Raw genomic sequence first — 25,066 nt, forward strand, 5'->3', positions numbered from 1 at the left:
CCTCTTCCTCCCTGGCAGGTGATCCGAGTGGACAGTCAGACGGCGGTCGTGAACCAGACCGTGGCCGACGCCTCCACAGCAGGCAAGCTTAAGCCCAACTCGCTCGGCGTCTTGGGCATTCTCTTCTTCGTCCTCTCCGCCCAGGCGCCGCTCACCGGTGTCGCGGGAGCCGTCCCCATCGCGGTCGGCATCGGAAACGGCGCGGGGGCGCCCGCCGCCTATGTGGTGGCGGGTCTGATCACCCTGCTCTTCTCCGTCGGTTTCGTGGCGATGGGCCGGCACGTGGTCGACGCCGGCGCCTTCTACACGTACATCGGCAAGGGCCTCGGCCGCACGGTCGGCACCGGCAGCGCGGGCGTCGCGCTGTTCGCGTACTGCGCGGTGCAGGCTGCCATGTACGGCCTGTACGGCGCGACCGTCAACGGGCTGCTAGCGCACTACCTCGGGGTGGACGTGCCCTGGTGGGCGTGCGCGCTGGTCACGATGGTGATCGTCCAGGTGCTCGGCAGCGCGGGCATCGAGATGGGCGCGAAGGTGCTGGCCGTCTTCGTTCTCGCGGAGTTCAGCATCCTGACCGTCTTCGCGCTGGTCACCTTCTTCAAGGGCGGCGGGCCCGAGGGACTGGCCTTCACGGAGTCCTTCTCGCCGAGCGCGGCCTTCGACGGCGCCCCCGGCGTGGCGCTGATGTTCGCCGTGGCGTCGATGATCGGCTTCGAGGCCACCGCCATCTACGGAGAGGAGGCGCGCGAACCCCGCAAGACCGTCCCGCGGGCCACCTACGCGGCCGTCGCCTGCGTCACCGGCTTCTTCGGCTTCGCCTCCTGGATGCTGGTCTCCTCCTACGGCCCCTCGAAGGTGTCCGCGGCCGCGGGCAAGGCCCTGGAGAGCGGCGACTCGACGGGCTTCGTCTTCGCGCCCATCGCCGATCTGCTCGGCACCTGGGTCAACGACGTCCTGCCCGTCCTGCTGGCCACCTCGCTCTTCGCCGGCATCCTCGCCTTCCACAACTCCGCCAACCGCTACCTGTTCTCGCTCAGCCGTGACGGACTGCTGCCCCGCGGGCTCTCGACGATCAACCGCCGTCACTCGCCGAGCGTGGCCGGCTGGGTCCAGACGGCCATCGCCGTCCTGCTGGTGGTCCCGTTCGCGCTGGCCGGCAAGGACCCGGTGGTGACCCTCTTCTCGTGGGGCAGCGGCGTCGCCGTCCTCGGCATCATGGCGCTGTACCTGATGACGTCGGTCTCCGTGGTGGTGTTCTTCCGCCGTGAACGCCTGGACACCCGGCCCTGGAACACCCTGATCGCGCCTTCCCTGGGGGCCATCGGCGTGGCCGGGGCGATCTGGCTGATCGTCCAGAACTTCACCACGCTCATAGGGGGTGAGGGCGGCACCGCCCTCGTGCTCGAACTGATCGTCCCGGCCGTCCTCGTCCTGGGGGTCGTGGCGGCACGGCTCACCCGCGACAAGACGGGAGCTGCGGGGGGCTGACGGGCACCGGGCTGGTCAGCTGGCCGGCCGGCCGGGTCCTGGCGCCGGCCCGGTCCTGTGCCGGGCCGGTCCTGTGCCGGGCCGGTCCCGTGCCTGCCTGGCCCTGCGCCGGGTGGTCCTGCGGTCAGCGGTCCGGCGCGTGGCCGGTCGGGCGGTGCGGTTCTTCACTCGGGCGGTCCGCCGGTCCGCCGGTTCGTCGGTCCAGCCGATTCGCCGGTCCAGCCGCTCCGTCGGTCCGGCCGGTCCGGTTCACCATCTGGCGCCGGCAAGCGGCCCGGCCCTCCGCCTGCTGGTGGGCCGGCCACCGTGGCCGGGCGGACCGTCGGGCCGGTCAGCCGGCCCAGGTCCGCCGTCCGGCAGGTCAGCCGGCCCGGTCCTCCATCAGGCCGAGGAAGCCGTCCACCAGCCGACGGGCGTTCGTCCGGGCCACGGATTCCATGGCCCGGCTCCGCGCCAGCAGCTCACCCGGGTCCACCCCGTGGCGTACGCACTGCTCCGCACCGCCTGTCTCGATCCAGCCGCGCACCATCGCGGTGGTGATCTCCGGATGGAACTGCACCCCCAGGCCGTGCTCCGTCCTGAAGGCCTGGACGCACACGTCGTTGCGGGCCACCTCCTTGGCTCCCGGCGGCGGCACGCAACGATCGAAGTGCCACTGGAACCAGGGGCCCGGCCCCACCAGGGACGCGTCGTCCGTGGCGACCTCGACCCAGCCGATCTCCGGGCGCGGTGACGGCTCCACACGGCCGCCGAGCGCGGTGGTCAGCGCCTGGGCGCCGAAGCAGACGCCGAGCACCGGGACGCCAAGGCGGTCGGCCTCGCGCAGGAGGGACAGTTCACCGTCGATCCAGGAGCCGACGGCCGTCCGGTCGTACACCGACCACGGGGCGCCGAGCGACACGATCAGGTCCCAGTCCCCGGCGGCGGGGAAGTCGAACGCGACGTCCGGCGCGTGGTGGCGGTGCTCGGGCACCACCGTGACGACGGTGAGGTCGTATCCACGTTCCTCCAGCCGGGCTCCGACCAGCCCCGGCTCCGTCACATGGTCGTGCTGGACGACGAGTGCGCGCACCGGTGCACTCCTTTCCCCGCGATACCCGCGGGCCTGGTGGATCGATGGAAGGAGCTCTTGCCCAGGCTCCGCACCCACCTTATCGTTTGGGTTCAAATAACTTTCTGGAGGTCCCGCATGACGGACGTCACCCACGAGGAGTGGCTGCGCCGAGCCAAGTCCCTGGACCTTTCCGGCGCCCATCACATCGACGGCGCCGACGAGGGCGGCGCGGGAGCGGTCTTCGACGCCGTCTCGCCCCGTGACGGCCAGGTGCTCACCCAGGTTGCCGACGCGGGCACCGCCGAGGTGGACGGGGCCGTCGCCGCCGCCCGCCGCGCCTTCGACACCGGTCCGTGGCCGCGCCTCGCGCCCGCCGAACGCGGCGCGACGCTCCTGCGCGTCGCCGACCTCCTCCAGGAGCGCCGCGCCGACCTAGCGCTCACCGTCAGCCTGGAGATGGGAAAGCCCATCACGGACGCCTACGAGATCGAACTGCGCGCCCTCATCAACACCTTCCGCTGGTACGGGCAACTGGCCGACAAGGTCACCGACGAGTCCCCGCACACCGCCGCGGACGCGCTCGCCCTGGTCACCCGGGAACCGGCCGGAGTCGTCGGCGCCGTCGTACCGTGGAACTTCCCCCTGACCCTCGCCGGCTGGAAGGTCGCCCCCGCGCTCGCCGCCGGCTGCACGGTCGTCCTCAAGCCCTCGGAGAACTCGCCCCTTTCCGCGCTCCTCCTGGGCAGGATCGCCACCGAGGCCGGACTGCCGCCGGGCGTCCTCAACGTGGTGGGCGGCACCGGCCCGGTGGCCGGCCGGGCGATCGGCCTCCACCCGGACGTCGACGTCCTGGCCTTCACCGGCTCCACCGCCGTCGGCCGGTACTTCCTGCGCTACTCCGCCGACTCCAACCTCAAGCGCGTTTGGCTCGAACTGGGCGGCAAGTCACCGAACATCATCCTTCCCGACGCGCCCGACCTGGAGAAGGCGGCGGCCACCGCGGCCTGGGGCATCTTCTTCAACCAGGGCGAGATGTGCACCGCCCCCTCCCGGCTGCTCGTTCACGCCTCGATCGCCGAACAGGTCACCGAGTCCGTCGTACGGCGGGCCCGTGAGCTGCGGATCGGCGACCCCCTCGACCCGTCCACCGAGATGGGCGCCCTCGTCGGTGAAGCCCACCTCGGCCGCGTACAGAACCACATCGCCACCGGCCTGGCCGACGGCGCCCGGCTGCGTACCGGCGGCTCCCGCACCCTCAGCGAGACCGGCGGCAGCTTCCTGGAGCCGACCGTCTTCGACCGGGTGGACCCCGGTACGAGGCTCGCCCGGGAGGAGATCTTCGGCCCGGTCCTGTCGGTCCTCACGTTCGACGACCTGGACGAGGCCGTACGGCTGGCCAACGACACCGAGTACGGCCTCGCCGCCGGACTGTGGACCTCCGACCTCTCCACCGCGCACCGGGTCTCCCGCGCCCTGAAGGCGGGCACGGTCTGGGTCAACTGCTACGAGGAGGGCGACCTGACCGTCCCCTTCGGAGGCATGAAGCAGTCGGGCAACGGCCGCGACAAGTCGGCCCACGCCCTGGAGAAGTACACCGAACTCAAGACCACCTGGATCCAGCTGTGACGCGCCCCCTGATCGCCGTTCCGGCACGCTTCTCCGCGACGACCTCCGCCCTGCGGTACGCCGCCGAGGTAAACGCCCGCGCCCTGATCGAGGCGGTGTGGCGGGCCGGCGGCGAACCGGCGACCATCCACCCCGTCGATCCCGCCGAGACGGACGTGGCCGCGCGCCTCGCCCGCTTCGACGGCGTCCTGCTCCCCGGCGGCGGCGACCTCGCGCCGCACCGCTACGGAGCCGCCGACACCCACGACAGCGTCTACGACGTCGACGACCTCCAGGACGCCTTCGACCTCGAAGTCGCCCACCGGACACTGTCCTTGGGCCTTCCGTTGCTCGCCGTGTGCCGCGGACTCCAGGCCGTGAACGTGGCCCTCGGCGGCACCCTGGAACAGGACATGGGCGGCCCCGAGCGCGAACACCGACACGTCGTGCACCCTGTGGCCGTCGAGCGCGGAACCCTGCTGGAGGGGGCGACCGGCGCGCAGAAGGTGGAGGCGTCCTGCTACCACCACCAGCGGGTCGAACGCCTCGGCTCCGGTCTGACGGTCACCGCACGCGCGGCGGACGGGACGGTGGAGGGACTTGAACTCCCGGACGTCGAAGGGTGGTTCACGGCGGTCCAGTGGCACCCGGAGGACACGGCCCACGAAGACCCTGTCCAGCAGGCGTTGTTCGACGCGCTGGTTCGTGCGGCGAGCGGGGTCCACTGATCCGGGCTGATCCGGGTTCAGCCCGGTCCCCTCGTATCCCTCAGCTCTTCGCTAGCTCTTCGCCCGGCGGCCGCTGCGGCGCGGAGCCGGTTCGGCGCCGTCGAGGAGGGTGAGGCGGCGTTCCTCGCCCTCCTCCTCGACCTGGCGCACGACCTGCCGCAGTCCTTCGGCGACCCCGTGGCACTCCTCGTCGCTGAGCCGCGAGGCGACGAACGCCTCCTCCTCGTTGAACCGCGGGAACAGGCGCTGCATCAGAGCCTCGCCCTCGTCGGTGAGGCTGAGCAGCTTCAGCCGGCCGTCGGAGGGATGGCCGGCCCGGATCATGAGCCCGCGACTCTCCAGTGTCCGCGAGACACCGGTGAGCGTCCCCTTGGAGATCCCGGCCTCCTCGGCGACGTGCCGGGTCTCCGACTCGCCCCAGACCCACACGACCCAGAGCACGACGAAGGACGTCCAGGTCAGGTCCGCGTCGCGCAGGACCGAGTTCTCCAGGTGCTGGCGGACCGCGGAGGCGGCGCGGTAGATGTTCGCGACGACCGCCATCTGCTCGCGGTGTATCGGGATGCCGCCCAGCTTCGCAGCCGCCAGCTTCTCCGCTTCGGTGATGGACCGATGGCCTGGCACGGGCACGCTCCCTTGATCGTTCGGCCCCAAATTGTACGGGACGGGCCTCGGCCGGGAGGAGACGAACCCGAGACGGCCGGCCCGAGAAGGAAATCTGGTTCACTTTTCTTCCCGGCGATGTAGAGAACCCGATGTCGGCTCCGTTCACAGGGGGAGTGCGTCACACTGGGCGCGCCGAAGATCGAGGAGTTCATGTGCCGAAGTTCCTGCTGATGGTCAACCACGACGGTGGCGAGTTCGAGCAGCCCATGGACGAGTGGGCTCCGGACGACATCGCGGCGCACTTCGACTACTACGAGGCGCTGACCAAGGAACTGGTCGAGAGCGGTGAGATGGTGCAGTTCACCGGGCTGGCCGACCCGCGTCTCGCCAGGATCGTGCGCTCGGACGGAGCTTCGGCCCCGGTGGTGACCGACGGGCCGTTCCCGGAGTCCAAGGAGGTACTGGCCGGGTTCAACGTCATCGACGTGGATTCCGAGGCCAGAGCCCTGGAGATCGCCGCCAGGATCTCGGCCGTGCCCGGCCCCGGCGGGGTGCCGACGCGGCAGCCGGTCGAGGTGCGCCGGGTCATGAACGACATCGCGTTCGACCTGTGACCGACGGCCCGGATGTCGAGGACCTGCTGCGCGAACTGGGACCGCGGGTCCTGGGCACGCTCGCGCATCGGCTGGGCGACTTCGACGCGTGTGAGGACGCCGTCCAGGAAGCCCTGATCGCCGCCGCCCGGCACTGGCCCGCGCACGGGGTGCCGGAGAACCCGCGCGGCTGGTTGCTGCGGACCGCGACGCTCCGGCACACCGACCGGATACGCAGCGAGACGGCGCGACGGCGACGCGAGGAACGCGTGGCGAGGGAGCCGTCCCCGGGCGTGGGAGCTGCTGACGACGACACCCTCGCGCTGTTGTTCATGTGCTGCCATCCCGAGCTGACGCCCGCCTCGGCGATCGCCCTGACCCTGCGGGCCGTCGGCGGGCTGACGACCGCCCAGATCGCGGCCGCCCACCTGGTGCCCGAGGCGACGATGGCGCAGCGCATCAGCCGGGCCAAGCAGCGCCTGAAGGCGTCGTCGGAACGGTTCGAGGTGCCCGTACCGGGTGCACCGGACTGGTCCGCGCGGCTCGGTTCCGTACTCCACGTGCTGTACCTGATGTTCAACGAGGGCTACACCACCTCCGGGGGCTCGGTCCTGCACCGCGCCGACCTGTCCGGTGAGGCCGTCCGTCTGGCCCGGCAGGTGCACCGCGTCCTGCCGGCCGAGGGTGAGGTGGCCGGACTGCTGGCCCTGATGCTGCTGACGGAGGCCCGCCGTCCGGCACGCACCGGCCCGCACGGCGAATTGATCCCCTTGCCCGACCAGGACCGCACGCGCTGGAACCGCCGCCTGATCCAGGAGGGTTCAGCCCTGCTGATCAGCACGTTCAGGAAGGAAGTCCGGCCTGGCAGGCTGACGGAGGAAGGGCGGCCCAGCGCGGACGCGAATCGAGGACGGCCCGGGGCGGACGCGATACGACGGAGACCTGGGGCGGACGCGAAGCGAAGGCAGCCCGGGGCATACAGGTTGCAGGCCGCCATCGCGGCAGTCCACGCCTCCGCCGAGCGCGTGGAGGACACCGACTGGCCACAGATTCACGGCCTGTACGAGCTGCTCGAACAGGTGACGGGCAACCCTCTGGTGACCCTGAACCGCGCGGTCGCCCTCGCGATGGTCGACGGTCCGACCGCCGCCCTGGCGCTGCTCGACGGACTAGCCACCGACGACAAGAGCCCCCTCACCGACCACCACCGGATGCACGCGGTACGAGCCCACCTACTGGAGATGGCCGGAGCCCCGACACCGGCGCTGCACCACTACCGCCGGGCGGCAGCGCTGACCACCAGCACCCCCGAACACCGCTACCTGACGACCAAGGCGGCTCACCTGCACGAGAGTTCACCCGCACCGACCGACTGACCAACAGCCACCCACGTCCTCGACAGCAGGGGAAATCGGAGTGCAGCAACAAGAGGCCGCTTCGCTCGCCGAGGAATTCGGCAGGTCCCGCATTGGCCAGTGGGAGGCATGGGGATGTCGCATCCTTCCCGCCGACAGGTTGCACCTGCCTGGCCACCATGTCTTCGTCTACCCGCCCAGCGAGGAGAGTGGCGCCCGGCTGGGCGGGAACTGGCCCATCGTCGTCAACGAGAGGACCGGCGCATGCCGATTCGTGCGGGGGCTCGACGAGTACAGGAAGCTGAAGGCGGCGCGTCCGCGCATCGCTGATCGGCGCACGGGCAAAGACTCGTAGAGGATGGAGTTCCCGGAGAAAACGGCGACCGGCGTAGCCTCGCCTCCGTGGGGGTGGGGATGGAGCCGGTAGTTCTCGAATCTGTCAGGTATTCCGCAGCGTGTCAGGACTGCGGTGCGGAAGCGGAGTATTGGGGGACCCAGGCCCTCGTGCACGGCGGCCTGCGGTGGGACGTCGAGTCGACGTGTTCCGCCTGTGGATGCGCAATAGCCGTATGCGACGGGGAAGTTCCGGCCGAACGGCGGGAGCAGATGCTCTCCGAGCACGGACCCGCGAGGCTGCAGGTGAGCAGTCCGCCGGACAAGGGCGTCGTGATCATGCGGGTGCTGCGAGCTGAGCTCGCTCTGGACCTGACGAGCGCCATGATCCTGATGCGGCGCGTGGTGAACGGTGAGTACACAGGAACGCTCCCGGAGATGGAACGCCTGGCTCGCAAGCTGAGACAGTCCGGCATCACCGCCGTAACCGTGCGCCCCTAGCTTGATGTACATCGCCGTCGGGGTGGCGGAGGCGCCCGGGCTTGGCAAGCGTGAGGGGGAGTGGCGGGAACTCCGCCCCGCACAGCAGAAGTTGCTCGCCGCCCTGACTGCGCGGCAGGGCGGCGACGCGGAGATGGGAGCAAGACTCACGACTGTGACGCCGAACTCGCCGTCGTGACCAAACCGGTCGCGGCCGAGTTGGAGCAGACTGTGCCCAGAGAACTGCGCGGACCACGTGATCAGATCACGCCTCGAATGCTTGGCCAGCCGTGCGCGGGACACCCGCACTCCATGGGCGAGGAGTGGGTGCCGTGAGGGGAACGCTGTTCGATCTCGCCCAGGACTACGAGAGCGAAGCCGCCGGCCTCTGGCCCTGGCAACGCGACCGGCGGGCGTTCCAGGACACGGCGAGGCTGTTCCGGCGCATGGTCTGCAACCGCGAGGCAGTGAACCCCGGCCAGATCACCATCAACTGGACGACCATCATCGACATCCCGCAACGCTGGTGCCGACAGCATGGATACCTGGCCGTAGCCGGCTCCTGGGGCTACGTCATCCAACGCGGCGACGAGCCGCCGATCGTAGCCGGGCCGGGAGACACGCTGGTGTGGGACGGCCAGAGACTCACCGTCCGGGGCGTCCCGTGAGCGTATTCCGCGAACAACGGCTCGCCTGCCGCGCACCGCAGATTCCCGAAGGTGGCATTCCGGCGGCCAACAGGCATGCTTCAAGGCGCCGTTGTCAGACCTGGGTGACACAGTGCCCCGTCATGGACACCTCTGAGTTCTGGGCCACGATCGAAGCCGCGCGCTCGGCCGTCACGGCGGACAGGCCGTTCGCCGAGGCGCTGACGGACGAGCTGGCCGGCCGTACCAAGGAAGACGTCCTGCGCTACCAGGAGCGTTTCGACGAGGTGAGCGGTGCCGTCTACCGATGGGACGTGTGGGCGGCCGCCTACCTGATCGGCGGAGGCTGCTCGGACGACAGCTTCATGGACTTCCGCGCCGGCCTCGTCGCGCTGGGCCGCGACTGGTACGAGAAGACGGCGACCGCCCCGGACCGACTCGCCGAACACCCGGCGGTGATCGCCGCCGCGGGGGCCCACCGCGACGAAGCGCTCTTCGACGAGGAGACCAACTACGCGGCCGCCCGCGCGTTCCGGCGCATCACCGGCGACGAGGAGGACTTCTACGAGGCGTGGACCGAGTACGAGGCCTCACACGACCGCCTCGGACACGACAGCGACGACAACATGGGCGAAGACTTCGACTTCGACGACCCGGCAGAGATGCACACCCGCCTCCCACGCCTCGCGGCGCTGTACCTCGGTGACATCACGGGCCACGAGCCGACGAACGCGACACTGCAGTCCGCGTGCCAGGCCCGTAGCTGACTGCCAGAAAAACTGGGTGCGGTCGGCTGAGCTGGGGTGATAGGTAAGCGATGTGACAGAGAGTCTTGAGTTTTCCGCGCTGCTGCAACTGATCGACGAGCGGTCGGCCGCGTTCCGTGGTGCGGTTGCGGCCGCGCCCAGCCTTGACCGGCCGGTGCCGTCCTGCCCCGGGTGGACGTTGTTCGATCTGGTGCAGCACCTGGGTACAGGCCAGCGCTGGTGGGCCGCGATCGTCGCCGCGGGTCCGGCCGAAGCTCCGCCGGCCAAGGATGTCGCGGAGGCGCCGCGCGAGATCGAGGCGCTGCTGGCCTGGTACGCCGAGTCGAACGAGCTGCTGCTGAGTGCGCTGCGCGAGGCCGGCCCCGAGCGCGAGTGCTGGACGTGGTGGGCCGCCGGCGTGTCGCCGGCGAATGCCTGGGGCGTTGCCCGACGCCGGGTGCACGAGGTACTGGTGCACACCTACGACGCCCAGCTCGCCGCGGGCGCCGTGCAGTCCATGCTGGCCGATGTCGCGATCGACGGCGTGGCCGAGTTCCTCGACACCTGCAACTCCACTCCTGCGGCCTGGCCGCACGAGGCCGCCACCATCCACTACCACGCCACCGAGGGCCGCTCCTGGCTCCTCACCTTGGACGGCACCGGCGCCTGGCCCGCACCCCTCACGGACAACGCAGCGCCCGCCTCCGCTTCAGCCACGGGCACGGCGGAGCAGTTGCTCCTCTTCGTCTGGGGCCGCCTCACGATGAGCGACCTGAAGATCGAGGGCGACCGGCAGGTGTTCGAGCAGCTGATCGCCTGGGAGCCCGAGGAGTAGCCGCCCAGAGCTCCGGGGCCAAAGTCTCATGGACCTCGACCGAGGCCCGGTGGGCGCCGGCGGTTCGACTAGTCGCCGACAAACATCAGGTAGCTGCCCGGAGTCGTGGCGCAGTCCTTCAGGTAAGCCGCGAGCTCCAGGCCGGCTTCGACTTGGGCGTCGTCGGTGCAGAGGTCCAGGAGGTCCGGGATCTCGCGGAGGGCAGCCTCGGCCACCTGTTCGTTGAAGGTCGTGTCGTTGTACGGGTCGACCGTCCAGAGTCTGCCCGAGGTGTTCACGGGGAGCTTGGCAATCAGCTCGGCCAGCGCTTCGCCGTGCTCAAAGGACTGACGGATCAGTGTCGGCTTGCGCTTCGTGCGTCGGCCGGGCCAGTGCGGGCGGCCGTCGTGCAGCTGTAGATCGATCCCCATGTAGGGATGCTCTCAGGTGTGTCTGGCTTCTTCAGTACGGGGATTCGCCGTGGATCGACGAAGGAAAGGACCTGCCGCATGATGAACCCGCCGCCCGAGCACCCCCTTGTCTACGCCGCCGATCTGACGCGCGAGGACATCCACGCCATGGAAGCGTTCCTCAACGACCAGCTGGGGCGGGTGTACGAGGAGGTGGGCGAGACCGGCGAGATTTCCTTCGGGATACGGTCCCTGATCATCCTGGTCAGCAACTCGGCAGGCTTCCTTGATGTGTTGCTCCGGGTGGAGTGCCCGGAGCCGTGGCAGCGGGACGCGATCGTGCGTGAGTGGGGGCAGCTGCGCGCTGTCGCCCACGATTTCAACCACTGCGTCGGCTACAACCACGACCGCTGGTGGGACCAAGTACCGCACTACGACTCGGCGGACGAGATCGCCGAGAAGGAGCGGATCCGTCGGATAGCCGACGCCGCGCCGTTCATCGAAGACTCGGACGATTGCGGCTGAGACAGTTCATGGCCAAACGCACGGCCTGTACACGGGAGCCTGCGGGCATTGGCCCGGACACCGTGCCGCGCCTCCGTCAGGCCTGGGGTAACAGCTGCCACGAGCGTGGTGACCCGTACCCGACCCTCGCCCAGGTGTTCCTCAAGGCGCACCCTTCACGGCCAGGGCGGGCCAGCCGGTTCACCGCCCGGTGCGGCGACGTGGGGAGAGGGGGACCGATGGTCAAGGTGGCGCGATGTCACGGCTGCCCGCCGAGCCCGAGCTTCTTCACGCCCAACGGGGAGAAGACCATATGGGCAGCCCAGCCGTGGTGGATGAGAGCGATCTGGGATGGCACTGGCGTCAGCGGATAGATGGCCTTGCCCCGCGACCAGTTCGCGAGCAGGCCCTCGGTGGTGTCGACCGCGGAGACGACCATCGTCACCTGGAGCTTCCCGTCGCCCCACGTGTTCCACAGGGCCCATCCCTCGGGCCGGGCCTCGACTCCGAGACGGGCGCAAGCCTCCTCATAGGTCTCCTCCATACCATCCGGCATCGCCCCGGGACGCAGAATCACCACGCCCGCGAGCTTCAGTTCGGGGCGATCCGGCTCATCGTCGAGGCAGCCGTCCTCGGGGAAGTGGTAGTGGCGAAGCTCCCGGGCCAGCGCGTTCACCGCCCGCTGCAGGGGCGTCGCGTCGTCCGCTTCGGGTTGATAGGAGAGCCAGCCTTCGGCCGAGGCGGCACCCGCGACCACGCTGGCGAGTCGTTCTATTTCTCGCAGATGGTCGAGTTCAGAGAGTTCAGGTCGCGTCACGGCGGCCAGTTTTGCAGTGGAGCACGGCCGGAGCATCCCAGTTTCCACGCGCGTTGGTATGAAACCAGCTGACGTTCTGGCGCAACACGTAATCGATGCCCCGCCGGGCGGCGCGATCGTCGGTAGGCGCCCGGGATGCCGCCCCCGGAGACTAGCTGCAGCAGCTTCCAGTCCCGTCGCCCTCCCATCGAGGCCGCATTGACGGACAAGCTGGCAGGACTGGTCGAAGCGAGCTGTGTCCTGAACGTTCGACCAGGTCAGCAGCCGAGCCATCCGCAAGTGACCGCAGCTTCCCAAGTTGAGATCATCAGCGTCGGGACGGCTTCCTTCTTCACAACGCACCACAGCGTGTGCTCAATAGAGTCGTATGGACTGGACTGCACCTCTGAGCGCCATAGCCGGCGCACTCGCTGGCATCGTCGCGACGTTCGTGGTGGACCGAGACCGCTGGAAGCGTGCCCAACAAGCAGATGTAGAGACCGTTTTGCGTGAGGCCTTCGTGAGCTACCTGGCTCATCTGGCTCGCACGACAGAACGTATGCGCTTCGCATCGGAGGCTGCCTACGACACACTTGAGGATCGCAGGCGTGCAGTCCGTGCCGCCTTCTCGGAGTCCGGTCTGTTCGAGCAGCGGTTCAGCCTGACCATGCTTGCCCCGCCTCGCGTGGTCGAGCTGGGCGTCGCAGCGTTCCGTAGCGTTCGAACTCTGCGCGATCTACTCGCGGACGGCGCGCAGGTCACGGATGGCAACTTCCAGACCGCACAGCACACCTACTACAAGGCTGTTCAGGCCACCGCATCCGCCATGCGCCATGAACTGAGCATTCCTGTATTGCCTTTCGACCCGTTGGCACCCAGCCACGACAACTCCAGTCAGCACCATTCCTGAGCACCGCTCGAGGGGCTGCTTCCTGTGAGATCTGCGGCTTGTCCCCGACCGTTTATCGGTGTGCATCTCGTCAAGTCTCCCGCTCTGCCTGCCGTGCTGCCTCGATGAACGAATCCACCGAGGCCCGGTACGCGTCGAGGGCTCGGAGGAAGCCTTCCGCCTCGCGTACGTCTTCCTCGGCGGCTGCGAGGCGGCCGTATGCCTCACCGGAGGCAGCGTGGACTGCCTTCGCCGCTGCTATCGGCCCGGAGTGGCATTCCAGAGAGACGACTGCCAGCGAACGTAGGAAAGGTCTGTACGAGTCGCGCAGTTGATCCCGCAGATCGGCGAGTGACGCCAGTCGAGACTCTGCGTCCTCCACCTTGAAGTACTTCGGAATCCTGAGGTACAGGATCCTCATGTCATTCGCCTGCTCGATGAAGTCCAGGTGCGTGGTCCTGCGTGCCTCGCGGCCGCGAGCGGTGTGTGCGGCTTCGGCAGCGGCTCGGGTCTGGATGCGGGCGGCTTGGGCGTTGCCCCTGTTTGTGACCCAACTGGCCCCGACTGCTGTGGCGGCGGTCAACAGGGCCACCCACAGTGTGGTGTTGTCCATGCCTGACAGTGTCTGTGATGCTGAACAGCTTGCACAGGGTGTGCCGCCTCCAGCGCCAACGGCTGGATTGCCCGGCGGGCCCGACAGGCCCGGCAGGATCCCAGGCGTTGGTGTCCGTCGCGCACTCGTACATGAACCCAGGTCGGCCTATATCGCCCAGGTTTCAAAGATGCCCCACGCTCTTCCGATGAAGAGCGCTGCCGAGGTGGGAACCAGCAAGCCGGCGCCGATTCCGCCCAGCGCGTATGGCGTCGCTTTCGTGATGGGGCCGACGGGTCGACGCTCGCGTGCAACAGCGAAGCGGCGGATGAACAGAGTGGCGCTCGCCATGCACAGTAGCGCGCCGACGAACTGCAGCGCCATCAGGGCGCATTCGATAAGGAATAGCGCCACGTACGAGAGCAGCACCCCCACGACTACCCTCACTTACTCGTGTCTCGGCAACGATCAGAATCCGGTCGGTCTTCCCTGCGGCCGTCCTGGCTGCGGAGTTCACCGCAGCCAGGACGACGTGTCCGCCGGCGTCTGCCTACTCCCAGATGTACATGGTCTCTGAAAGGGTCGACGAAGGAGAGCCGTTCCACCTCAGGGTCATGAAGTACGTCGTTCCGGTTTTGATGTCGAACGTGATTTGGTCGCATCCCGCGTCGCCGCCATCGTCGTAGCGGGCGACGATCGTGGCGCCACCGTCGTCGAGAACCTGCCAGAGGGCGCCGGAGACGCCGTAGCCATCGGCTTTGAGGTCGCAGACCATGAAATGGTCGCCGTCATCTATGTGCGTTACGGAACCGCGCCCGCTGGAGAGTGTCAGTTTCTCATTGCCTGTATTGGCGTGGGCAGTTGACGAACCGACCAGCACCATCACACCTGCCGCAGTCGCGCCGACCAACGACTGCCTCAGCTTCTTTGAGATCATGATCGGCAGTATGTCACCCGCCTCATCGCCACCGGGTCCCGAAGCGCGTCCGAGCCGCGTCCGAGCCGCGTCCGAGCCGCGTCCGAATCCGAACAGGATCCGTTCCCCGCCAAGCCGTCGTCGTCCCGCCGACCCCCGTCAACGCCGCCAACTCTTGAACACCCGCCCCGGCGCAAGCCGACCGCGTCATCGGGGTTCGAACCCGGCGGGCTGTGGACCAGACGGAAGCAGGTCGGATCGGGCTCCGTAAGTCCCCGAGCGCGGGAACTCCGGCTATTTCGGCTTCAGTTGTTGACGTCCGCAACGTCCGGAGATACAACCCGGTGAGAGCGCTCTCCCTCTGCTGTTGCTCCGCCCCCACACACGCCGATCCGGCATGAGGAGATCCCGCATGCAGTCCTTGGCAAGCGCCAGAGCACTTCACCAGCGGCGGTCGGGCAGAACCGCACGAGCCCGTACGGCCCTCGGTCTCGTCGTCGTCCTGCTCGCCGCCTGTGTCGCCTTCCTGAACCCGTCGGCCGCGCACGCCGCCGACCAAATCCTGTCCCAGGGGCGGCCCGCCACGGCCTCCTCGGTCGAGAACGGCTCCTTCCCCGCGGGGGCCGCGGTCGACGGCAACACCGGAACCCGGTGGTCCTCGGCCTTCTCCGACCCCCAGTGGCTGCGCGTCGATCTCGGGTCCGTCCGGCAGATCACCCGCGTCACCCTGAACTGGGAAGCCGCCTACGGCAGGTCGTTCCAGATCCAGACCTCCACCGACGCGAACACCTGGGCCACCGTGTACTCCACGACGACCGGCACCGGTGGCACCCAGAACATCGACGTCACCGGCAGCGGCAGATACGTACGCGTCCTCGGAACGACGCGGGCCACCCCGTACGGCTACTCCCTGTGGGAGTTCCAGGTCTACGGCCCGGGAAGCACCACCCCGCCGGACGACTTCTGGGGCAGCACGAGCGACATTCCCGCCGCGAACAACGCCGTCGAGGTGAAGGTCCTCAACCGCACCAACGGCAAGTACCCCGACAGCCAGGTGTACTGGAGCTTCAACGGCCAGGTCCACTCCATCGCCGAGCAGCCCTACCTCGACATGCCGGCCAACTCCGCGGGCCGCATGTACTTCTACCTCGGCTCACCCGCCAGTTCCTACTACGACTTCATCGAATTCACCGTCGGCGACAACGTGTTCAACGGCAACACCACACGCGTCGACGCCTTCGGCCTGAAGATCGCCATGCGTCTGCACTCCAAGGACGGGTACGACGTCGAGGTCGGCGAGAACCGGCAGACCTTCGCCGAGGACCGCGCGACGACCTTCCAGCGCTTCACGGCCGCCGTCCCCGACCAGTTCAAGGTGCTGGCCCAGACCAAGTCCCCGTACCGGATCATCGCGCCCGGCAGCGACCCGAGCTTCCGGGCGGGCGGCGCCAATGCCAACTACTTCACCTCCTACGCCCAGTCGGTGGGCGTGAACGCGGCCACCTCCGACATCTTCGGCTGCGCGGCGGCGCTCGCGGGCAACCCGAACATGTGCGCCGCCCTCAACCGGCATGTGGCGACCCTGCCGGCCTCCCAACAGGGCGATCCCGCCCAGTACTACAAGGCGGCACCCGCCAACTACTACGCCAGGTTCTGGCACGACAACGCCATCAACAACCTCGCCTACGGCTTCCCCTACGACGACGTGGCGGGCCAGTCCTCCTTCGTCTCGCACGGCAGTCCGCAGTGGCTGCTGGTCGCCGTCGGCTGGTAGCCGGGAGCGTCCGGCCGCGGGCCGAGCCGACTCGGCCCGCGGTCGCAGCCGCAGCCGCAGCCGCGGCCACGGTGAAGGAAGCCGAATCAGCGAAGGGGGTCGATCAGGACGCCGGGATTGAGGACCCCGGACGGGTCCAGCACGGCCTTGCCCGCGCGCAGGGTCGCGGCGAACAGGTCCGGGCGCTGCCGGTCGTACCACGGCCGGTGGTCCCGGCCCACCGCGTGATGGTGGGTGATGGTGCCGCCGTGCGCGATCAGCGCCTCGGAGACCGCCTGCTTGATCTCGTCCCACTGCTCGACCGTCCTGCCCCACGTGCCCGCCGCGTAGACCCCGAAGTACGGGGCGGGTCCGTCGGGGTAGACGTGGGTGAACCGGCAGGTCACGACACCCGTGGCGCCGACCTGGCGCATGGCGTCCTGCGCGGCCGCGTCGACGGCCGCGCGGAGCCCGGCGAAGCGGTCCCAGGTGCAGGCCGTCTCGAACGTCTCCACGATCATGCTCTGCGCCGCGAGGGCGTCCCGCTGGTAGGGCATCCGCAGGAAGGAGGAGCGCCAGGTGTCGGCGGCCGAGGTCCGCGCGGCGGTGCCGGCGCTGTCGGTGCAGCGCGGCGGCTCCGGCAGCGTGCCCCCGTGATCGAGGCAGAGCTCCAGGGCGCGTTCCATCCACGCGGTGACGGGGTGGTCGGATGACTCGAAGCCGAGCACGAGGACCGCGGTCGGGCTGCCCGCGTTGATGAACGCCTCCATCGGGTCCAGCAGACGGCAGTTGGCCGGGTCGAGGCCGGACTGCGCCAGAGCCCGTACGGCCCGCACCCCCGCCTCGTAGTCCTCGAAGGCGACCGAGGCCCCCGCCCGCCAACGCGGCCGGTCCTGAAGCCGTACCCAGGCCTCGGTGATGACACCGAGTGCTCCCTCGGAACCGAGGAACATCCGGTCGGGCGAGGGACCGGCGCCGGAACCCGGGAGACGGCGGCTCTCGACGGCACCGGCGGGCGTGACCACCCGCAGCGACTCGGTGAGGTCGTCGATGTGGGTGAGACGGGTCGCGAAGTGGCCGCCGGCCCGGGTCGCCAGCCAGCCGCCGAGCGTGGAGAACTCGAAGGACTGGGGGAAGAACCGGAGCGTGCGGCCATGAGGCCTGAGCTGTTCCTCCAGGTCCGGGCCGAGGACGCCGGCCTGGACGAGCGCGGCCCGGCTGGTCGCGTCGACCTCCAGGACCCGGTCCATGCGGCCGAGGTCCAGGCTGACCACTCCCGTGTACTCCGCACCCGTACGGGCTTCGACGCCTCCCACCACGGAGGTGCCGCCGCCGAACGGGACGACCGCGATCCCCGCGCCGTCGCACCACTCCAGCGTCCGCACCACATCGGCCTCCGACGTGGGCCGCACGACGAGGTCCGGCACGTGGGGCAGCTTTCCGAGCAGCGCGCGCACGACGTCACGGAACGCCTGGCCGTGAGCGTGCGCCAGCCGGTCGCGGATGTCGTACGACGCCAGCGGGGCCAGCGCCGGAGGGGCCGTGACCCGGCTCGGGGCCACGTCGAAGGACTCCACCGGGGGCGGCGCGTGCACGGTCAGGTCCGCGTCCGGAAGCAACTCGGCGGTCCGCCGGGTGAGTTCGGCCCGCTCCGCGCCGGTCACCGCGTCCTCGACGTTTCCCCAGCCCCACCACGAACGCGTCTTGCCGCTCATCGTTCCCCCAGCCGCTTGAACTGAACATCGGGTAACTTACCGCGCGGTCACTTTGACATAGGGTGGAGACATGAGCAACCAGCCGAGGGCGACGCAGGGCGTGGGCACCAAGGGGATGCCCCGCAAGGACCGGGAGCGGTTGATCCTCCAGGCCGCCGCCGAGGAGTTCGGCGCGAAGGGCTACGCGCGCGGGTCGACCGCGCACGTGGCGGCGCGGGCCGGCATCACCAAACCGATGATCTACGAGTACTTCGGGTCCAAGGACAGCCTCTATCTGACCTGCCTCGACCAGGCCGGCAGCCGCCTCGTCGAAGCCGTCGCGTCCGCCCAGCGGGGACCGTCCGACCTCTCCCGCGCCGTACGCACCCTGGAGGCCGTCTTCCGCGCGCTCGAATCGCGCCTGCACGACTGGGAACTCGTCTGCGACGGGACGCTTCCGGGCGAGGGTCCGCTGCACGACGCCGCCGCCGTGTACCGCAGGGAACTCAACCGGATGGGAGCGGTGGGCGTGTCCGAGTTCCTGCGCACCTCCGCGACGGTGGAACCCCTGGACGCCGATCTCGTCACCCATCTCTGGTACGGGACCGTCAGCGCCGCGGTCGCCTGGTGGCGGCATCACCCCGAGCAGACCGCCGACCAGATGGCCGCACGCTTCGAACGCATCGTCGCGGTGCTCTGCCCGGATCTGTGGGCGGCCCCCGACGCGACCGGAGGGGCACCCGGTATTCGCCCCACGTAGCAGACCGGGCGGCGCTCCCGCAATCCGTGCGACGGCGACTGACGCACGGACGGTTGTGGTGCCGGACGCCATGTCACGCCGCTCACAGGCGGTCGACTCTGGGGTTCCGCAACGCCCCGCACGTCCGGCGCCCGGGACGGCTCCGCACGTGTGAGGGACGGACACCCCCGGAGAAGGAGCCGCCCGTGCAACGCCCCTCACCACCCCGAACGCGCCGGAACCGACCGGCCCGCCTGCTGACTCGACTCCTCACGATCGTGGCCCTCGTCCTGGGGGTGGCCCTGACCGGTCCGGCGCCCGCCGCCCAGGCTGCCGTGTCGGTCACCCGGGTCACCGACTTCGGCTCGAATCCGGGCCAGTTGAACATGTATGTGTACCGCCCGGCGTCCCTGCCCGCGAACCCGCCCGTGGTCGTCGCCCTGCACGGATGCACCCAGAGCGCACAGGTCTACGCCGACAACTCCGGACTGCCCCGGCTCGCCGACCGGGACGGCTTCGTCCTCGTGTTCGCGGAGACGACCTCCTCGAACAACATCAACAAGTGCTTCAACTGGTTCCAGACGACCGACAACCGACGCGGGCAGGGCGAGGCCCTGTCCATCAGCCAGATGGTGAGCCACGCGGTCTCCGCCTACGGGGCCGACTCCCGGCGCGTCTACGTCACCGGCCTGTCCGCGGGCGGCGCCATGACCTCGGTCATGCTGGCCACCTACCCCGACGTCTTCGCCGCCGGCGCGGTCGTCGCCGGTCTGCCCTACGACTGCACCCGCGACAACAGCCCGTACACCTGCATGAGCCCCGGAGTCGACCTCACCCCGAGCGCCTGGGCCCAGCGGGTCCGCGACGCCTACCCGTCGTACGGCGGTCCCTGGCCCCGTACGGCGATCTGGTACGGCGAACAGGACACCACCGTCGTGCCGCTCAACGCCGCCGAACTGCGCGACCAATGGACGGCGGTCCAGGGACTGTCCCAGACCCCCACCCGCAGCTCGGTCATCGGACCCGACTCCACCCGGCACGACGAATACCTGGCGGCCGACGGCACGGTCGCGGTCGAGGTCGACGCGGTACCGGGCATCGGTCACGGCACCCCGGTCGAACCGGGCACCGGTGCCCAGCAGTGCGGTTCCACCGGCGCCCCGTACTTCCTGAGCTCCATCTGCTCCGGCTACTGGATCGCCCGGTTCTTCGGCCTCGAGGATTCCGGATCGGGCGGTGGCTCCCTGCCCGCACCCACCGGACTGGCCACGGGCGCGGTCACCGACACCAGCGTCGCCCTGACCTGGAACGCCGTGAGCGGCGCCGCCGACTACGCCGTGTTCCGCGACGGCTCCCCGGTCGGGACGGCGAGCGGGACCTCGTACACGGACACAGGACTGACGGCGGGCACCACCCACACCTACGCGGTCGCCGCACGCGACAACACCGGTACGGCGGGACCCCGTTCGGGAACGGTCACCGCCACGACCACCGGCGGCGCCACCGCGGCCTGCTGGACGAGCAGCAACTACGCCCACGTCCAGGCGGGCCGGGCCGTCACCAGCGGCGGCTACACGTACGCCAAGGGCTCGAACCAGAACATGGGCCTGTACAACACCTTCGTCACCCACACCCTGAAGGAATCACCCGCCAGCACCTACACCATCGCCGACGGCGGCTGTCCCTGACGGTAAATCAGGTCTCGTGCGCACACGGGGACATGGGCCGCCATGGTGGCCGACGCTGCTCCCGCCACCGCCATCATGGCGGCCCGGCACATGTCCCCACCCGTCCCCGTGTCACTAGCCTCCGGCGCGTCCACCCCACCCACTCGGATACGAGGTCCCGGATGCCCCACCCCCGTACGAACGTCACCCCACCCGGCGGACGACGGCCCCGATGGCGGGCCGCGCTCTGCGCGCTGCTGCTCGCGACCGCCGGTTCGGGCGTCCTCGCCTCGGCCACGCCGTCACCCGCCCTCGGCGGCCACGGACCGCACACCGGGCCCTGTTCCGCGGACGACCATCCGCGCGTACTGGGCGCCGCCTACCAACAGACGGTGTGTCTGGACGAGTTGACCACCGCCGGGACCGTGGCCTCCGGTCACACCGACCCCGCCGACTACGCGGGTCTGACGCCCAAGGACCTGCCGACGCCCAGCGGAGTGCCCGGGACCCAGATCGACGGCTACTTCCCCGACACGTCCACCACCAACACCAACCACGGCTGGAACCACGACGCGCAGTTCGTCATCCGGCTGCCCGACCACTGGAACGGCGGACTCGTCGTCGCGGGGACACCGGGCAACCGCGAGCAGTACGCCAACGACCGCGCCATCTCCGACTGGGTGCTCTCCCGCGGCTACGCCTACGCGGCCACCGACAAGGGCAACACCGGACTCACCTTCTTCCGCGACGGCCGCCGCCCCGGCGACGCCATCGCCGAGTGGAACACACGGCTCACCCAGCTCACCCGGGCAGCCCGCGCCGTCGTCAAGGAGCGCTACGGGAAGTCCCCGTCCCGCACCATCGCCACCGGCATCTCCAACGGCGGCTACCTGGTCCGCTGGCAACTGGAGAACCACCCCGAGCTCTACGACGGGGGAGTCGACTGGGAGGGCACTCTCTGGAACTCCGAGGGCGGACTCCTCGCCTTCCTGCCGCCCGCGCTGCGCGCCTACCCCGACTATGCGGCGGGCGGAACCGGCGCCGACGCCGCGCGGGACGCCCTGCACGCGGCCGGCTATCCGGCCGGGTCGGAGTTCCTGTGGCCGTACCACTACAAGACCTACTGGGATCTGACCCAGCGCATCTACCGGGAGGAACTGGATCCGGGCTACGACGGGGCGACCGAGGCCGGCACCCCGTTCTGTGTCGCCGGAACCCCCGGCTGCGACGCCGACTACGCCTACGGCGCGAGACCGCGGTCCGTGCACCACGCCGTCGACCGCATCGCGCTGACCGGCCGTATCGGCAAACCGCTCATCACCCTCCAGGGCACGCTGGACGTGCTGTTGCCGATCAGCCGCGACGGGGACGTCTACGCCCGCATGGTGCGCGAGGCCGGGCGGGGTTCCTCGCTGCGGTACTACCGCATCGCGGACGGGACCCACACCGACTCACTCGTCGACGCCTTCCCGGACAAGCTCCGCCCGATGACCCCCTGCCACCGATCCGCGTTCACGGCGCTGGAGCGCTGGCTGGACGGCGAGGGACGCCCTCCGGCCGGCCACACCGTGCCGCGCCCGGCGGACGCGGACGCCTCGGCCTTGCTCGCCGAGTGCCCCTTGGAATAGAAGCCCGGGCCACCGCCCCGCCCGGCCGCGTCCTCGGCGGCCCGGCGCGGGACGCCGAGGACGCCGCCGGCTTCGAGGCCGAGTCCGCCGGCTTCGACGCCGAGTCCGCCGCCGGCTTCGTCTCGACAACCGTGTCTAGGGCTTCGCCTTCTGCCCTAATCTGTCGCGTATGAACGCACCGGGGGACATGATCGATGAACGCTTCGAGCTGATCGATCGGCTGGGCAGCGGGGGTATGGGCACGGTGTGGCGGGCTCGCGACACCGTGCTGGACCGGAACGTCGCCCTCAAGGCCGTACACCCCGAGGCGGAGGCATCCCTCGCCGTGCGGGAACGCGTCCTGCGCGAGGCGAAGGCGCTGGCACGGCTCAGCAATCCGCATGTGGTGACCGTCCATCAGATCGTCGACACACAGCCCCACCCGTGGATCGTGATGGAGCTGGTGCCCGGTCAGTCATTGCAAGAACGGCTGTCCGAAGGGTTGTTGAGCCCGGTGGAGACCGCGCGCATCGGCCGGCAGGTGCTCGCGGCCCTCAGTGTCGCCCACGCGGCGGGCATCCAGCACCGGGACGTCAAGCCGGCCAACGTCCTGCTCCGCCCCGACGGCCAGGCCGTGCTCACCGACTTCGGCATCGCCGCTCTCCAGGGTGCGACCGCGCTCACGGCCACCGGTGAACTCGTCGGCTCTCCCGAGTACATGGCCCCCGAGCGCATCCGCGGCCACGACGACGACCCGGCCTCCGACCTGTGGTCCCTCGGGCTGCTCCTGTACGTGTGCGTGGAGGGTGTGAGCCCGCTCCGCCGTGTGACCACGCTCGCCACCCTGGCCGCCGTCCTCGACGACCCGGTCCCACCGCCCGTGCGCTCCGGTCTGCTCTCCGAGGTCCTGCAGTCCCTCCTCGTACGCGACCCGGCCGCCCGCCCCGGCGCCGCCCGCCTGGACGAGATGCTGGCCCAGGTCGAGTCCGGTCACGCGCCGCGGTGGGACCAGCCCACACTGACGGCGGGTCCGGTTCCCGGTCCGGTCCCGGGTCTGGCCCCGGGGCCGTTCCCAGCGCCGTTCCCGGGGCCGAGCCCGGTTCCGCCCGTCCCGACACAGGTCACCCTGCCGGACTCCCGGCTCCCCGGACATCCGAACCGGCGCCGCGGAGCCGTCGTCGCCGCCGTGCTCGTTCCGACCGCCGCCGCGATCACCGCTCTGGTGCTCACCCTGGGCCCGTTCGGCGACGACAAGCCCTCCGACCGGGCAGGAGGTTCCACGCCGAGCACATCCGTCGTACCCTCCGCCACGCCGAGCACATCCGTCGAACCCGCCACCACACCTCGGAGCCCGTCGCCGCAGCGGAGTCAGAGTTCCGCACCGGCGGCCGGCGCACCCGCGGTGTCCACCCCGGCCCGTTCCGAGTCCTCACCCCCGCCGGTCGCATCCGGCCGCTGGATCGCCCAGTTGTCCTCCGAGCCCTTCTCCGCGGGTACGGCGGCCCGCGACCGGCATCTCGCGGACATCCGCAGATCCGTGCCCGAAGCGCTCGTCCTTCGCAGCGACGACTACGCACCCCTCCGCCCCGGCTACTGGGTGATCTACGCGCCCGGCCCGTTCGCCGACAACAGCGCGGCCCTCGCTTTCTGCGCCGAACGCGGCCGTACGACCACCAACAGCTGCATCGGCCGCTACATCACGGGGCGTACGTGAGCTGACGCCTCCTCCGGCGCCTCGGCGCGCCGGGGGAGGAGCAGCGGCGTCGCCAGCAGGAGCACGCCGGCCAGCGCGATGGCCGTGCGCGGGCCGAGCAGCGCGCCCAGTACGCCCCACAGGGCGGTCAGGAGAGCGCTCGCGCCCTTGGTCGTCACCGACCAGGCGGTCAGCGTTCGGGCGACCCGGTCCGTCGCGGTGCGTTCGAGGCGGTAGGCGGAGCAGACCGGGTTGAAGACCCCGCAGCAGAAGATGAGCCCCAGCTCGACGCCGGCCACCAGCAACAGCCCTCCCGTGCCAGGCCCCAGGAAGGCCAGCCCGAGCGGCCATACCGCGCGCAGCGCCCCGGACACGACCAGGACCCGGCGCTGCCCGAACCGGGTGGCCAGCGGCCGGGCCAGCCGTGACCCGAGCAGACCCCCGATCGACGGCGCGGCGAAGGCGAGGCCGTACTGCCATGGCGCGAACCCGAGCCTGCCCAGCATCAGTACGGCCAGCAGCGGCTGCGCGGCCATCACCAGGCCGTTGAACAGGGCCGTGTTGAGGAACAGCGCACGCAGGGTGCGGTCGGCGAGGATGTACCGCCAGCCGTCGAGCAGGTCCGGGGCGCGCAGGCGCGCGCCCTCCCGGCGCCCGGGCCGCGGCTCGTGCCCGCCCGTCGCGCGGATGCCCAGGGCGGAGAGCAGGTAACTGACCGCGTCGGCCACCACCGTCGCCACCGGACCGAGCAGCCCGACCGCCGCGCCGCCCAGCGGCGGTCCGATGATCGTGGTGGTCCACGCGGTCGACTCGAACCGGGCGCTCGCGACCAGCAGGTCCTGCGCCGCCACCAGCGTCTTCAGGTAGGCGCCGGAGGCGGCACGGAAGGCGATGTCGGCCGCGGCCACGACGATCGAGACGATCAGGAGCTGAACGAAGCTGAGCACACCGAGCGCGAACGCGGCGGGGATCGTCAGCAGCGCCGCGCACCGCACCAGGTCCATCGCGACGAGCACCGGCCGCTTGCGGCGGAACTCCACCCACGGGCCCAGCGGCACCGCCACGGCCGCGCCCACCGCCGCCCCCACGGAGGCGAGCACGGCGACCTCGGCCGTTCCGGCGTGCAGGACCCGGATGGCGATCAGCTCGAACGAGCCGAAGGCGAGCCACGTGCCGAGCGCGCTCGCCCCGTACGCCCCCCAGAGCCATCCGAACGGCCGCCCCAGCCGGTGCCCGCTCCTCATGTCCCCATGCCCGGCACGCCTCGCCCCTCGCTCTTCGTCCCTCGCTCTTCGTCCCCCTGCCGTACGGCCGACCGGGGTCCGAGGACATCAAAGCGAGCGTCCCGGCAGTGGAT

General features: G+C 70.1%; 26 protein-coding genes. 17 read left to right on the forward strand and 9 right to left on the reverse strand.

The window, feature by feature from the left end; all coding sequences use genetic code 11:
* The first annotated feature begins 27 nt into the window (after positions 1 to 27).
* On the forward strand, positions 28 to 1,488 hold the full coding sequence (locus ACFYYF_RS31510; protein ID WP_388780879.1) for an APC family permease: 1,461 nt from the start codon (positions 28 to 30) through the stop codon (positions 1,486 to 1,488).
* 361 nt (positions 1,489 to 1,849) lie between these two features.
* Here ACFYYF_RS31510 and ACFYYF_RS31515 read toward each other — a convergent pair whose 3' ends face one another.
* A complete protein-coding gene (locus tag ACFYYF_RS31515; RefSeq protein WP_388780880.1) occupies positions 1,850 to 2,560 on the reverse strand; it encodes a type 1 glutamine amidotransferase in 711 nt (236 codons plus the stop codon).
* Positions 2,561 to 2,677: 117 nt separating this feature from the next.
* Between ACFYYF_RS31515 and ACFYYF_RS31520 the strand changes: the two genes are divergently transcribed.
* Positions 2,678 to 4,168: an aldehyde dehydrogenase gene (locus ACFYYF_RS31520; RefSeq protein ID WP_388780881.1), complete on the forward strand. Its 1,491-nt coding sequence runs from the start codon at positions 2,678 to 2,680 to the stop codon at positions 4,166 to 4,168.
* A complete protein-coding gene (locus ACFYYF_RS31525; protein WP_388780882.1) occupies positions 4,165 to 4,875 on the forward strand; it encodes a gamma-glutamyl-gamma-aminobutyrate hydrolase family protein in 711 nt (236 codons plus the stop codon). The genes ACFYYF_RS31520 and ACFYYF_RS31525 overlap by 4 nt, the downstream gene beginning before the upstream one ends.
* Positions 4,876 to 4,926: 51 nt before the next feature.
* Here ACFYYF_RS31525 and ACFYYF_RS31530 read toward each other — a convergent pair whose 3' ends face one another.
* Entirely contained in the window at positions 4,927 to 5,499 is a 573-nt protein-coding gene (locus ACFYYF_RS31530; protein ID WP_388780883.1) for a MarR family winged helix-turn-helix transcriptional regulator, read from the reverse strand.
* Between the two features lie 194 nt (positions 5,500 to 5,693).
* On the opposite strand from ACFYYF_RS31530, the gene ACFYYF_RS31535 reads away from it, so the two are divergent.
* The 7 genes from ACFYYF_RS31535 to ACFYYF_RS31565 all read left to right on the forward strand — a co-directional run bounded on the left by ACFYYF_RS31535 (position 5,694) and on the right by ACFYYF_RS31565 (position 10,470).
* A complete protein-coding gene (locus ACFYYF_RS31535; RefSeq protein WP_388780884.1) occupies positions 5,694 to 6,095 on the forward strand; it encodes a YciI family protein in 402 nt (133 codons plus the stop codon).
* The gene (locus ACFYYF_RS31540) at positions 6,092 to 7,450 is read left to right on the forward strand and encodes an RNA polymerase sigma factor (protein WP_388780885.1); all 1,359 of its coding nucleotides are present in this window, start codon (positions 6,092 to 6,094) and stop codon (positions 7,448 to 7,450) included. Before ACFYYF_RS31535 ends, ACFYYF_RS31540 begins: the two co-directional genes overlap by 4 nt.
* A 40-nt stretch (positions 7,451 to 7,490) precedes the next feature.
* The gene (locus ACFYYF_RS31545; protein ID WP_388780886.1) at positions 7,491 to 7,784 is read left to right on the forward strand and encodes a hypothetical protein; all 294 of its coding nucleotides are present in this window, start codon (positions 7,491 to 7,493) and stop codon (positions 7,782 to 7,784) included.
* Between the two features lie 251 nt (positions 7,785 to 8,035).
* On the forward strand, positions 8,036 to 8,263 hold the full coding sequence (locus ACFYYF_RS31550; RefSeq protein ID WP_388780887.1) for a hypothetical protein: 228 nt from the start codon (positions 8,036 to 8,038) through the stop codon (positions 8,261 to 8,263).
* Between the two features lie 311 nt (positions 8,264 to 8,574).
* A complete protein-coding gene (locus tag ACFYYF_RS31555; RefSeq protein ID WP_388780888.1) occupies positions 8,575 to 8,910 on the forward strand; it encodes a hypothetical protein in 336 nt (111 codons plus the stop codon).
* Between the two features lie 122 nt (positions 8,911 to 9,032).
* Complete coding sequence (locus tag ACFYYF_RS31560; RefSeq protein WP_388780889.1) at positions 9,033 to 9,656, forward strand: DUF4240 domain-containing protein; 624 nt, start codon at positions 9,033 to 9,035, stop codon at positions 9,654 to 9,656.
* 52 nt (positions 9,657 to 9,708) lie between these two features.
* Positions 9,709 to 10,470 (forward strand): maleylpyruvate isomerase family mycothiol-dependent enzyme, encoded by a 762-nt coding sequence (locus tag ACFYYF_RS31565; RefSeq protein WP_388780890.1) that lies wholly within the window; start codon positions 9,709 to 9,711, stop codon positions 10,468 to 10,470.
* A gap of 68 nt (positions 10,471 to 10,538) precedes the next feature.
* Here ACFYYF_RS31565 and ACFYYF_RS31570 read toward each other — a convergent pair whose 3' ends face one another.
* A complete protein-coding gene (locus ACFYYF_RS31570) occupies positions 10,539 to 10,880 on the reverse strand; it encodes a hypothetical protein (protein WP_388780891.1) in 342 nt (113 codons plus the stop codon).
* 78 nt (positions 10,881 to 10,958) lie between these two features.
* On the opposite strand from ACFYYF_RS31570, the gene ACFYYF_RS31575 reads away from it, so the two are divergent.
* Positions 10,959 to 11,384 carry a hypothetical protein gene (locus ACFYYF_RS31575; RefSeq protein ID WP_388780892.1) on the forward strand — a complete coding sequence of 142 codons (426 nt, stop codon included), beginning with the start codon at positions 10,959 to 10,961 and terminating at the stop codon, positions 11,382 to 11,384.
* 238 nt (positions 11,385 to 11,622) lie between these two features.
* Here the strand turns inward: ACFYYF_RS31575 and ACFYYF_RS31580 are convergent, their stop codons facing one another.
* Positions 11,623 to 12,180, reverse strand: coding sequence for a hypothetical protein (locus tag ACFYYF_RS31580; protein WP_388780893.1), 558 nt, complete (start codon positions 12,178 to 12,180; stop codon positions 11,623 to 11,625).
* A gap of 367 nt (positions 12,181 to 12,547) precedes the next feature.
* Between ACFYYF_RS31580 and ACFYYF_RS31585 the strand changes: the two genes are divergently transcribed.
* The gene (locus tag ACFYYF_RS31585) at positions 12,548 to 13,069 is read left to right on the forward strand and encodes a hypothetical protein (protein WP_388780894.1); all 522 of its coding nucleotides are present in this window, start codon (positions 12,548 to 12,550) and stop codon (positions 13,067 to 13,069) included.
* Positions 13,070 to 13,139: 70 nt separating this feature from the next.
* Here ACFYYF_RS31585 and ACFYYF_RS31590 read toward each other — a convergent pair whose 3' ends face one another.
* The 3 genes from ACFYYF_RS31590 to ACFYYF_RS31600 all read right to left on the reverse strand — a co-directional run bounded on the left by ACFYYF_RS31590 (position 13,140) and on the right by ACFYYF_RS31600 (position 14,577).
* Complete coding sequence (locus ACFYYF_RS31590; protein ID WP_388780895.1) at positions 13,140 to 13,661, reverse strand: hypothetical protein; 522 nt, start codon at positions 13,659 to 13,661, stop codon at positions 13,140 to 13,142.
* A 147-nt stretch (positions 13,662 to 13,808) separates the two neighbouring features.
* Entirely contained in the window at positions 13,809 to 14,075 is a 267-nt protein-coding gene (locus ACFYYF_RS31595; RefSeq protein WP_388780896.1) for a hypothetical protein, read from the reverse strand.
* A 115-nt stretch (positions 14,076 to 14,190) separates the two neighbouring features.
* Positions 14,191 to 14,577, reverse strand: coding sequence for a hypothetical protein (locus tag ACFYYF_RS31600; protein WP_388780897.1), 387 nt, complete (start codon positions 14,575 to 14,577; stop codon positions 14,191 to 14,193).
* A gap of 391 nt (positions 14,578 to 14,968) precedes the next feature.
* Between ACFYYF_RS31600 and ACFYYF_RS31605 the strand changes: the two genes are divergently transcribed.
* Positions 14,969 to 16,330: a beta-1,3-glucanase family protein gene (locus ACFYYF_RS31605; protein ID WP_388780898.1), complete on the forward strand. Its 1,362-nt coding sequence runs from the start codon at positions 14,969 to 14,971 to the stop codon at positions 16,328 to 16,330.
* Between the two features lie 86 nt (positions 16,331 to 16,416).
* Here ACFYYF_RS31605 and ACFYYF_RS31610 read toward each other — a convergent pair whose 3' ends face one another.
* Positions 16,417 to 18,024, reverse strand: coding sequence for an FAD-binding oxidoreductase (locus ACFYYF_RS31610; RefSeq protein WP_388780899.1), 1,608 nt, complete (start codon positions 18,022 to 18,024; stop codon positions 16,417 to 16,419).
* A 70-nt stretch (positions 18,025 to 18,094) separates the two neighbouring features.
* Between ACFYYF_RS31610 and ACFYYF_RS31615 the strand changes: the two genes are divergently transcribed.
* From ACFYYF_RS31615 to ACFYYF_RS31630, 4 genes are all read left to right on the forward strand, one after another.
* Positions 18,095 to 18,763: a TetR/AcrR family transcriptional regulator gene (locus tag ACFYYF_RS31615; RefSeq protein ID WP_388780900.1), complete on the forward strand. Its 669-nt coding sequence runs from the start codon at positions 18,095 to 18,097 to the stop codon at positions 18,761 to 18,763.
* Positions 18,764 to 19,128: 365 nt separating this feature from the next.
* Positions 19,129 to 20,430, forward strand: a complete 1,302-nt coding sequence (locus tag ACFYYF_RS31620) for a PHB depolymerase family esterase (protein ID WP_388781001.1) — start codon at positions 19,129 to 19,131, stop codon at positions 20,428 to 20,430.
* 161 nt (positions 20,431 to 20,591) lie between these two features.
* On the forward strand, positions 20,592 to 22,037 hold the full coding sequence (locus tag ACFYYF_RS31625) for a tannase/feruloyl esterase family alpha/beta hydrolase (RefSeq protein ID WP_388780901.1): 1,446 nt from the start codon (positions 20,592 to 20,594) through the stop codon (positions 22,035 to 22,037).
* 169 nt (positions 22,038 to 22,206) lie between these two features.
* Entirely contained in the window at positions 22,207 to 23,730 is a 1,524-nt protein-coding gene (locus ACFYYF_RS31630) for a serine/threonine-protein kinase (RefSeq protein WP_388780902.1), read from the forward strand.
* Here the strand turns inward: ACFYYF_RS31630 and ACFYYF_RS31635 are convergent.
* Entirely contained in the window at positions 23,709 to 24,953 is a 1,245-nt protein-coding gene (locus ACFYYF_RS31635; RefSeq protein ID WP_388780903.1) for an MFS transporter, read from the reverse strand. The two genes, ACFYYF_RS31630 and ACFYYF_RS31635, sit on opposite strands and share 22 nt — an antisense overlap.
* Positions 24,954 to 25,066: the final 113 nt, after the last annotated feature.

This window comes from Streptomyces sp. NPDC001914 (genome assembly GCF_042891215.1).
GTDB lineage: Bacteria > Actinomycetota > Actinomycetes > Streptomycetales > Streptomycetaceae > Streptomyces.